Annotated in this window: 10 protein-coding genes; 5 read left to right on the top strand and 5 right to left on the bottom strand. The window is 45.2% G+C overall.

Annotated features, from left to right (window positions below):
* Window position 1: 1 nt before the first annotated feature.
* Window positions 2–970, bottom strand: a complete 969-nt coding sequence (locus ACUM5Y_RS00230; RefSeq protein WP_445974840.1) for an AAA family ATPase — start codon at window positions 968–970, stop codon at window positions 2–4.
* Between the two features lie 128 nt (window positions 971–1,098).
* Between ACUM5Y_RS00230 and ACUM5Y_RS00225 the strand changes: the two genes are divergently transcribed.
* The 4 genes from ACUM5Y_RS00225 (at window position 1,099) to purU (ending at window position 5,671) form a co-directional block, all read left to right on the top strand.
* Entirely contained in the window at window positions 1,099–1,329 is a 231-nt protein-coding gene (locus ACUM5Y_RS00225) for a DUF2835 family protein (RefSeq protein ID WP_445974839.1), read from the top strand.
* 30 nt (window positions 1,330–1,359) lie between these two features.
* Entirely contained in the window at window positions 1,360–2,400 is a 1,041-nt protein-coding gene (locus ACUM5Y_RS00220; protein WP_445974838.1) for a quinone-dependent dihydroorotate dehydrogenase, read from the top strand.
* A 149-nt stretch (window positions 2,401–2,549) separates the two neighbouring features.
* Window positions 2,550–4,724, top strand: a complete 2,175-nt coding sequence (gene rlmKL, locus ACUM5Y_RS00215) for a bifunctional 23S rRNA (guanine(2069)-N(7))-methyltransferase RlmK/23S rRNA (guanine(2445)-N(2))-methyltransferase RlmL (protein WP_445974837.1) — start codon at window positions 2,550–2,552, stop codon at window positions 4,722–4,724.
* Between the two features lie 89 nt (window positions 4,725–4,813).
* Window positions 4,814–5,671: a formyltetrahydrofolate deformylase gene (purU, locus tag ACUM5Y_RS00210; protein ID WP_445974836.1), complete on the top strand. Its 858-nt coding sequence runs from the start codon at window positions 4,814–4,816 to the stop codon at window positions 5,669–5,671.
* Window positions 5,672–5,732: 61 nt separating this feature from the next.
* Here purU and ACUM5Y_RS00205 read toward each other — a convergent pair whose 3' ends face one another.
* On the bottom strand, window positions 5,733–6,020 hold the full coding sequence (locus ACUM5Y_RS00205) for an ArsR/SmtB family transcription factor (protein ID WP_445974835.1): 288 nt from the start codon (window positions 6,018–6,020) through the stop codon (window positions 5,733–5,735).
* A 181-nt stretch (window positions 6,021–6,201) separates the two neighbouring features.
* Here ACUM5Y_RS00205 and ACUM5Y_RS00200 point away from each other — a divergent pair, with 181 nt between their 5' ends.
* Window positions 6,202–6,459, top strand: a complete 258-nt coding sequence (locus ACUM5Y_RS00200; protein WP_445974834.1) for a formyltetrahydrofolate deformylase — start codon at window positions 6,202–6,204, stop codon at window positions 6,457–6,459.
* 49 nt (window positions 6,460–6,508) lie between these two features.
* Here ACUM5Y_RS00200 and ACUM5Y_RS00195 read toward each other — a convergent pair whose 3' ends face one another.
* The 3 genes from ACUM5Y_RS00195 to ACUM5Y_RS00185 all read right to left on the bottom strand — a co-directional run bounded on the left by ACUM5Y_RS00195 (window position 6,509) and on the right by ACUM5Y_RS00185 (window position 10,593).
* Window positions 6,509–8,494, bottom strand: coding sequence for an EAL domain-containing protein (locus ACUM5Y_RS00195; protein WP_445974833.1), 1,986 nt, complete (start codon window positions 8,492–8,494; stop codon window positions 6,509–6,511).
* Between the two features lie 12 nt (window positions 8,495–8,506).
* A complete protein-coding gene (locus ACUM5Y_RS00190; protein ID WP_445974832.1) occupies window positions 8,507–9,361 on the bottom strand; it encodes a sulfurtransferase in 855 nt (284 codons plus the stop codon).
* Between the two features lie 161 nt (window positions 9,362–9,522).
* Window positions 9,523–10,593, bottom strand: a complete 1,071-nt coding sequence (locus ACUM5Y_RS00185) for a DUF3549 family protein (RefSeq protein ID WP_445974831.1) — start codon at window positions 10,591–10,593, stop codon at window positions 9,523–9,525.
* Window positions 10,594–10,639: the final 46 nt, after the last annotated feature.

Genomic DNA, 10,639 nt, shown 5'->3' with positions numbered 1-10,639 from the left:
ATTACAAGGTGGGAACATGGCTGATCAAGCGTTTTAATATGTCGTCTGGGCTTAAACCGCTGGCTTGTGCTTCAAAGCTGGTGAGTATGCGATGACGCAATACAGGCAAGGCCACTTGTCGAACATCGTCTGGGCTCACAAAGTCTTTGCCATTCAGCAGAGCATTGGCGCGTGCACAACGATCAAGGGCTAGCGTGCCTCGCGGGCTTGCGCCAAACTCAATAAGCTTGCGGCTGTTGTCGTTATCCCCCAAGAACATTTCTGGGTGGCGTGTGGCCATTACCAGTTGAACAATATATTGCTCTACCGATTCCGACATATAAAGCCCCAATGCTTGTTGTTGTAACTGCAAAATTTGTTCTGGCTGACAAATGGCGGCAGGGGCGAATTGTTGAGTCTTATGAAGGTCTTGCTGTCGAACCAGTCTTAACACATTGAGTTCGCTTTCGGCACTTGGGTAGCCCAGCACTATTTTCATCATGAAGCGGTCAAGCTGAGCTTCAGGAAGTGGGTAGGTGCCTTCTTGTTCAATGGGGTTTTGGGTGGCTATTACAAAGAACAATGGCGGTAATGGGTAGCAATTATTGCCCACGGTGACTTGTTTCTCCCCCATGGCTTCCAACAAGGCTGATTGCACTTTGGCAGGGGCACGGTTAATTTCGTCCGCTAGTACAATTTCATTCATGATGGGGCCGGGAATGAAGCTAAATTGCCCAATCTCTTGCTGATAAATGTCTGAACCTGTGACATCGCCAGGTAATAAATCCGGGGTAAATTGTATGCGTTGGAAACGTCCCGCAATGCCATTCGCAAGGGCTTTCGCTGCGGTGGTTTTGGCGATGCCCGGTGGTCCTTCCAGTAATACATGGCCATTGGCAATCAAGGCTACGAGTAATTCGTGAGTTAAATCGGGCTGGCCGAGGATGGCGTTATTCAGGTGATCTTTTAACTGACTAATTACGGCTTCCATTAAAGCTAGATTCCTCATACTTCTGTCAAAAAAGGTGTCAACACAATATAATAGCGGCCATATTAGCGGATTCAAATCTTTACGCCCAGACTCAATCTTGTAAGAGAAGCGTAAGTGAAGGAATTTTTATGGCAAAATTAATTTTAAATGTCGCCTTGCCCGCTTACAAGTATGAAGCCATGTATGCCGGTGCGGCCCAGAATTTAGTGGCCACTAGCCTTGATGGACGCAAAGTACAGCTGCCTTTGTCTGCGTTTGTACGTTTTGTTACGCATCAGGGCATTTATGGTCTGTTTGAAGTAGAATTTGATGTGAATCACAAGCTGGTTGCTGTGACCCAGCTTGAAAACACCCTTTAGCCTTGTCAATTACCATTAGGAGCTTTACCTATGTACAACCTTGCTCGCTCGTTACTGTTTAAATTAGATCCAGAAGTATCCCACGATCTTTCTTTGGATTTATTGGCAGCAAGTGGTCGCCTAGGTGTTTCTAAACTGTTGAAAGGTCTGCCAAGTGCTCAACCTGTTGAAGTCATGGGACTACGCTTTCCCAATGCGGTCGGTTTGGCCGCTGGGTTAGATAAAAACGCTGATGCATTTGAAACCCTAGGGGCGTTAGGCTTTGGTTTTGTCGAAGTCGGTACCGTGACACCTAAAGGCCAAGCGGGTAACCCTAAGCCACGTTTGTTCCGTTTGCCAGAACATGAAGCCATCATTAACCGCATGGGTTTTAACAACAAGGGTGTAGATCATCTGGTATCGCGCATAAAAAGCCGTCGTTACCCAGGTATCTTGGGCGTGAATATTGGCAAAAATTTGTCAACTTCGGTTGAGGACGCAGCAGCGGACTATCTGGCTTGTTTAACACAAGTGATCCCTTATGCGGATTACATCACAGCCAACATCAGTTCTCCGAATACTCCAGGCTTACGTAGCTTGCAGTTTGGTGAGAGTCTTGCGCAATTGATCTCACCCTTATGTGAAGCAAGAGATCGTTATGAAGCCGAGCATGGAAAGCGTGTGCCATTAGCCGTGAAAATTGCCCCGGATATGTCCGACGATGAAATTAAAATGGTCGCAGATACCCTAGTGGAACAAGGGGTTGATGGTATTATTGCCACGAACACTACCTTGTCTCGGGACGCGGTTGCGGGCCACATACATGGACAGGAAATGGGCGGATTAAGTGGCGCCCCAGTGAAAGACGCCGCGACCCATGTGGTACGTGTATTGGCGGAGCATCTGAAAGATCAACTGCCTATCATTGGCGTGGGTGGTATTTCCAGTGGTGCCGATGCGGTTGAGAAACTACAAGCCGGTGCACGCTTAGTACAAATTTATTCGGGCTTCATTTACAAGGGTCCAGAGCTTGTCACCGAAGCGGTTGCCAGTACGGACGCTTATTATCGTGAGCGTGAATTAGGTTTATAAGGGTCAACAACCGCAGCAAAGCTGAATTGTTTTCCCTATCGTGAATAACGAAGCAAGAGGCGGGATAGCATCCCGCCTCTTTAATTTTGCAAGATCGACACAATTTAGATTTTGCAAATTCATACATTTATTGAATAAGTACTTTTAAAATGACAACAAATCAATCGACCATCGAGTCTGCCCAAACGCTTTATGCGCTAGAACTCACTTGTCCATTAGGGCTTGAAAATGTTTTAGAGAAAGAGCTGCATGAAGAAGGGCTAACTCAAACCCGTCTAGGGGAAGGTCAAGTTAAACTGACAACGGATCTAACGGGCATCTACACGGCGTGTTTATGGTCGAGAGTCGCCACTCGGGTGATGCTACCCATTGCCCATTTCAAAATTGAATCTGCTGACGAACTGTACGCAGGGGTGAAGGCTGTAGAATGGTCCGATCATTTGTCAGTGAATGATACCATTGCCATTGATTGTCACGGTACCAACCATCATATTCGCAACACTCAGTTTGGTGCGGTGCGCGCCAAAGATGCCATTGCCGACTATTTCGTCGCCTTAACAGGCGAGCGACCAAGTGTTGAGAAAAACCAACCAGACGTGCGCATAGCCTTACGAATTAAGCGTGATCAGGTCACGGTAAGTATTGATTTATCAGGGGATAGCTTACATCGCCGTGGTTACCGTCAGCACGGTGGTATGGCACCCCTTAAAGAAAACCTTGCCGCTGGTTTATTGCTCAGAGCAGGTTGGGGGAAAGATTGTGGCATGACCCAGCTGATCGATCCTATGTGTGGCTCAGGTACCTTCTTGGTGGAAGCGGCATTGATGTCGCTAGACATAGCACCGGGTTTGCGTCGTCAATACTGGGGCTTTAAAGGCTGGAAGCAGCACGATCATCGTCTGTGGCAACAACTGATGGATTTTGCACGCAATCGTAAACGTGATGCGGCAGAGCTAGGCTTACGTTTTCAAGGTACGGACCGAGAGCAGCGCGCGATTGCCGCTGCCCGTGAAAATATCAAACGCTCTGGTTTGGTGGGCATAGTCGAAGTGGCCATGACACCTTTTCAAGAGCATGAGTTTATTATCCCTGAAGACACCAAGGGGCTGGTCATTACCAACCCACCTTATGGTGAGCGTTTAGGGGATGAAATGGCCCTGATTGCCCTGTATCGCCAATTAGGTGAATGGGTGGTGAGTAACGCCCGTGGTTGGCAGTTTATGATGCTAACCAGTAACGATCATCTGGCTCGCCAAATTCCTGTTCGCCCTGAAAAAAGCACTCGAGTGATCAATGGTGGCATTGAATGTCGTGCTTACCGTTTTCCTCTGATGGCAGGTAATATTAAAGAAGATGTGGTTGCCCAGTCGGTGATGACGCCAGGGGCGCAGATGTTTGCCAATCGTCTGCAGAAAAACATCAAGAAGATGCGTAAGTGGGTAGAGAAGAATAAGATTCAATGTTACCGAGCTTACGATGCGGACATGCCTGAGTACGCGGTAGCCATTGATGTCTATCAAGATTGGGCGCACGTGCAAGAGTATCAAGCGCCTAAAAGTGTTGACCCTGAAAAAGCCAAGCAACGCTTGTTCGAAGTGGTGTCGGCGATTCCTACGGCTTTAAATATTCCTGAGTCTCAGGTGGTGGTTAAACATCGTCAGAAGCAAACGGGCAAAACCCAGTATGAGAAGCTGGATCAGTCTCAACATGAGATGGTGGTTGAAGAGCACGGCTGTGATTTCATTGTTAACCTGAAAGACTATTTGGACACAGGTTTGTTTCTTGATCACCGTCCTGTTCGTAAGCTTATCCAGCAAAAAGCCAATGGTAAGCGCTTCTTAAACTTGTTCTGTTATACCGCTAGTGCGTCGGTCCATGCAGGACAAGGGGGCGCTTTCACGACTCTAAGTGTCGATATGTCCAACACTTACACGGATTGGGCGCGACGTAACATAGAACTCAATGAGTTCTCTGAACGCGACCACAGAGTGGAAAGGGCAGATTGTTTTGAATGGTTGCGTCAAAGTCAGGATGAGTTTGACCTTATCTTTATGGATCCTCCGACTTTCTCGAACTCTAAGAAAATGGCGGATGTGTTAGACATACAGCGAGATCATGGGGATCTAGTACGCTTGGCAATGGCCAGATTATCATCGGCTGGTGAGCTGATCTTCTCCAATAACTATCGCCGTTTTGTATTGGATGCGGATCTTGAGCAAGAGTTTGAGGTAGAGAACATTACCCAACAGACCCTTGATCCAGATTTTGAGCGCAACAATAAGATTCACCAGTGTTATATTATTCGTCATCGTGGGATGGCGTAATAAAATTCTCAATTCGAGATGAATGTGAAGAGCCAATTTGACTATGGCTCTTGTTAAGAAAATGATTTTAAAGGTTGTAAGTTTTTAGTATGAGAAAAACATTTCGTCTAGTGATTAGTTGTCCCGACAGAGTGGGGATTGTGGCTGCAGTAAGTCAGTTTTTGAATGAGCGTCAAGGCTCTATTGTGGAAGCAAGCCACCATACTGACATCGAACAAAAATGGTTTTTTATGCGCCATGACATTGATGCAGAAAGCCTGAATATAGATGTGGAAACCTTCCGTGAAGAGTTTGCCCCCATTGCTGCTGAATACAACATGCGCTGGTATGTAAAAGACAGTGACGATCGTCCGAAAGTTATGTTGATGGCGACGAAAGAATCCCATTGTTTGAATGACATTATGCACCGCTGGCACACGGGTGAGTTAAACTGTGAGATTGTTGGCGTTATTGCTAACCATGAAGAGCTTCGCTCTATGGTGGAGTGGTACAAGATTCCTTACCACTGCATCTCTGTGCCAAAAGAAAACAAGATGCCGGCTTTCCAAGAAATTGAGGCTTGCATCGATGCGGCTCAAGCCGACACTATCGTTCTGGCGCGCTACATGCAGATCTTTCCAGAATACCTATGTGAAAAATACCGTCATCGGGTGATCAACATTCACCACAGTTTCTTGCCATCCTTTATCGGGGCTAAACCTTACCATCAGGCGGCTGTGCGAGGGGTTAAGCTGATCGGAGCAACCTGCCACTATGTAACAGCGGATTTAGATGCGGGTCCTATTATTGAGCAAGACGTGATCCGTGTACGTCACAGTCACGCAGCGGAAGACATGGTTCGATTAGGTAAAGACATCGAAAAATTGGTCTTGTCTCGAGGCTTACGCTATCACCTAGAAGATCGTGTTCTTGTACACGGCAATAAGACAGTGGTGTTTGCTGAGTAAGGCAGCCAGCCAGTATGTTTAAAGAGGCGGGTTAAATCCCCGCTTTTTTTATGCCTATCGGTTAGCTTTTGATCTTCCACTGCTGAGATAGAAAATCCAGCAAGGTCACTAATTCGTCGTATTTCGGTGAGCACAACAGTACACGTCCTTCACGTTTTTGTTCTAGTAGCCCCACATTAATGAGTCGATTAATATGGTGAGAAAGAGTAGAGGCTGGAATTTGCAGCTGATGCTGGAGCTCTCCCACCGGTATGCCTTTGGCACTTTTTTGGGCTAGGTAGCACAATATCTCTAGCCTGGTTGGGTGGCCAAGTTCTGCAAGATATTTTGCACTGGTTTGAATATTCATAATGTTTGATCAACTGTGCAGCGTTAAAGTGCCAGCATAATATTCCAAGTACCCAGCCAAGGCAAAACTCAGTCTAAATGAATTATTAAGATTCGATTAAAAATAGACAGAAAATTTTTGTTCTGGCTAATTTTGACTATAGTTAAAGTTAACGAAACGAGACGGCCGTACGAGGGAAATTATGAAACTCAAATTAACGCCAACTCAAAACTTATGCGTTGGCTTTTTAGAATCCGGTTTTAAGTTGGTGCAGCTTGATGATCAATACTATTTTGTGAAAGGTGATCACAGACAAAGAGTGTTGTCGAAGACACTAGATGCTCTGATCAATCGAGGCGCCTTAGAATATACTGAGCATGGGGATTATCTACTGACTGAAGCATTTGTAGAGCACAGAAAGAAAATGCGAGTGGCGAGCAAATCGCCCACCAAACATTAAAACCAACCCTCTTTAAGCACAAACTCATGACGCTTAAAGAGGGTTTTTATTAATCTATCCAGCTTGTTAACGGACGTGGCTTACCAAGGAAGAAACCTTGGCCATAGGTGACGCCAATGCTTGTTAACTCATCCACATCTTGCTGAGTCTCCACATATTCAGCAACCGTTTCTTGGCCTTTCAAATTGGCTATTTCTTGAATGTATTTGATCACGGCTTTGTCGGTAAGGTCTGTGTGCATGTCTTTTACAAAGCTGCCATCAATTTTGACCACATCAAAGGGGAGGCTTTTTAAGTATTCAAAAGACGCCATGCCCGTACCAAAATCATCCAGAGCTAAGCCAATCTTCTGCTCTTTCAACCAAGAAATGAACTTATTGGCACTATTAAAGCTGCCAATGGCCGAACTCTCGGTGATTTCCAGTTCAAGTTTTTCCCATGGGAAGTCAAAGTGAGCAATGGCTTGCCTTACTTTTTCTTGGAAGTCAGGGTTATTTAAGCTCGAACCGGCCAAGTTAATATGAGCCGAGTGTAATTTGGCAATGTGTTCAGGGCTTTGGGTGACGATTTCAAGATAGGTCCAAAGCACATGAGCATCGATATCACTCATTAATTGATAACGCTCTGCTGCAGGAAGGAAGTCTCCAGGGGAGATAAAATTATTATCCTTGTCCCACATGCGAATCAAGATTTCGTAACTAATTTGTTCTTTGGTTTCTTGCAGCGCCACTATGTCCTGAGCGAATAATTCAAAACGAGTAGGGCCTCCATGCAAGGCTTCTTTAATCATCCTAGCGGTTTCTGTCTCGATGGACACACGCTTGGTTTTTTCATCGCTTGGGTCATAAATATGAGACTTGTTACGACCCTTAGCTTTTGCCGTATAAAGAGAGGCGCTGCTGATTTTTAGAAGCTCTTTTAAGGTGAATTCAAAAGGTTTGAAATACACCAAAGAAATAGAGGCCGACACGCTGTAAGTTTCGTTGTTGGTAGAAAAACGGAAATCGTTCAGGCGTTGTAAGCTTAAGTTTAGGAAGTCGTTACCAAAGCCTTCAGTACAGTTTTTCAATAGCACCATAAAACCATTACCGTCGACACGAGCAAAGGTCCCGTGGCTGGGTAAAATAGCTTGATAGTGACTGACAATCATTTTAAGTAACTCGTCACCCGCCTGATAACCCGCTGAATCATTGATCAACTTGAATTGATCCAGATCGATATACAACAAGTTATAACCACATCGGGTTTCATCTTTAAGGGCTTGGGAGATGAGTTCTTCCATATGGTAACGATTGTAAATGCCCGTTAGGGTATCGTGGGAAGCTTGAAACTTAAGTGCCTCAGAGGATTGTGAAATCTGTTCCATCTGCTGATTAAAGCCGTCAAATAACTCTTTGATTTCGTTTTCCGATTTGGTGTCTACGGTGACAATGGCGTTATTGGTCGGGTCACTTTTCTTCATCGCATAAAGTAATTTGAGGAAGGGGTTAGTGTAACTCTTACTTAAAAAGGTGCTTAAGATAAGCCCGAACAATAGTGCAAAAGGGAAAATCGCTAAGATGGTGTTGGTGATCTCTTTTTGTTTGACCCGAAAAGTATCCAGATTGACGTCTAGTATCACCATGCCAAATTGATAGCCTTCGGCTTCAATAGGGGATTGAATTAACAGGTTGGCTTCAGTAAATACACTGGTGTTCTGTGTGACTTGCGGTTTTTCTGCGGTAATGTGTTCAGTGTCTTTAAAACGATAAATCGCACGACCACTTTCGTCGTAGACCATCGCCCCTTGAATATTATTAAAGGCAGATAAGCGGAAGGTGATATCCGATAAAGAATCAGCACCTGGGGTCAGTAGGTATTTTACAAAATCATTATTCAATGAGGCACTGATGCTGTTGGCCTCATTGATCGCCATTTCCTGCGTTTCTTGTTTTTGAATATTTAGAATTAGGAATAATGTGGCGGCCTCAACCACCACAATAATGCACGACATGAAAATGATAAGTTGTCGCTTAATACTCAGTTTGTACCACATAGGGTGCCCTTGTTATTGGCCTGAAGGGTTGGTCACGGGTAGGTTAAAGTCGTTACCCCATTCCCGCCAAGATGCGTCATAGTTAGCCACATCATAACCCAGTTCACGCAGGGCAAAATAGTTGGTTGAAGAAACGCGACCTATCGCACAGTAAATAATCACTTTTTGGTTAGGGTCGATATTTTGATAAGTGCTTTTTAACTCATTCAAATCTTTAAGTTTCGACATGCCATTGGAAGCGCCAATATTGTGGGTCGCAGGAATGTGTTCGGCATGAGGGATATGGCCAAAACGCTGAGCTGTCGAAATGATGCCTTGGTAGGCGTCTGTACTGCGGGCATCAATTACCACTTGCGATGGGCTGCGAGAAGCGATTTGGGTTGCAAACTTAGTGGCCAGTTTTTTGTTGTCAATGGAAGCGACATACTGACTAGGCTCTGGTGTTATGGCTTGGGTGCTGGTAGGAAGATTAAGGGATTGCCACTCGTAGTAGCCACCATTAATGAGTTTTACATTGGTAAATCCATACACTTCTAGGGACCAGAAAAGTCTTGCCGCATCAAAGAAACTGCCATCATCATAAATGGCAACCTTGTCATGGATATCGAGACCTCTTTGCTGGATGAGCGACTGCATTTGGTTAGGTGGGGTAATGCGACCACTAATGGTCAAATCATCGAAGGTGAGGCTGGCAGGAAAATTAACAGCGCCTTTAATATGGCCTTCAAGGTAAATTTGCTCATCACGAACATCAACAATGGTGTAGCTTTCTGGATTACTGGCGACTTCAGAAATCTCGACGCGTAAATTCTCGGCATTGGCAAACATGGCGCCAACTAAACTAAACAATACTAATAATTTTCTCACTACACCCTCTCTTGGCCCCAAGCTTCAACATGAACGGACCTTAAACTAAGTTTCTATATTCTGTAAATTTAGCACGGAAATATGACAACAAACATGCTTAGCCTCAGTAAAAACAGTCATTAAGGGTGCAAATAACATGCAAACTGAGGCTAAAGGGCGGTTTAGTGAAGATTGGCCGGTGTTTGTGTAAATATGTGGTTCACCGCTTGTGCCAATTGCGAGCTAATGTGTTGGCTGCGAAGTAGGGTCCACAATGGCTGGTGAGTCTCTGGATGCTGGCTAAGTTCGGCAGTGATTTGCTTGAAGGCAATGTAGCCATCTTGTCGGTGGGCCAGCTTCTCCATAATAATGCGTAGCAACTGAGGGTTAGACGCAAGCCAGTGAGGACATTTAGCGGCCAATGCGGCAATGCTGTGTGTGTCATCGTCCTGACATTCGACTAGACTGCCTAATAGCCCAAATAAGGGCAGTAGCAGTCGGTTATCAAGGGGGTTACGCGAAAGCGCACGGATAAAACTGGCTTGCAAGAAGGGGTCTTGATTCTCTTCTAGTTGTTGGATCAGCACCTCTTGAATGCTGCTTGGCAGTGACTCATGCTCTAGAGCATGACAGAGTGCACTGATAAAAGCAGGGTTTGCTTGCTGGATTGCTTTAATAATGAGTGCCGTATATGTTGGCTCATGGGCTCTAGTGGCTAACTCTGCAATGCCTTGAATACCAAGTTCTTGCCATTGCTCGGAGTTGACTTCAAGTGGTGATTTTAGGTAATCAATGACACCATCAAAAAAACTGGAAGTTGGGGTGTTGAGCTGCTTACCAAGAATGGCATGAAAGCTGGCCATACGTTCTTGGTCGGGCTTAAACGCATAAGGGCTGTCTTCTAATGCTTCCGATAAGCCTTGAGCTTCCCCTTTATGCAAAATTTTATCCACTATGCTTTTTATAAAATGATCTCGGGTACCCAAGTTCAAGCAACCAGCTTCGTCCAGAGGCAGCTTCAAAAACCAGATGACACCGTTATCTAACAAGCTTTTAGAGGTCGTCTGGCTATCTTTTAATAGGCAAGCTAACCAAGCGTGTTGGCGAAAAGGGAAAGGGTAGGCCTGCTGTTTACGGTCAAACTGTATAGCTTGTTGCGGGGAAATTTTAGTAATATGACGGCCAAGATCATAGTAGGTGACATCGCAGCCAACCATTTGAAATAAGTCTGAAAGAGATTCAATTTTGTTCATGGTAGATATAAAGCTCAAATGAGAGATGGCTTGCAGTGTGAATGAA

Source organism: Marinomonas dokdonensis, assembly GCF_052747885.1.
Note: the sequence above shows the minus strand (reverse complement) of the source record. Positions and strands in the feature narration are given on the sequence as shown.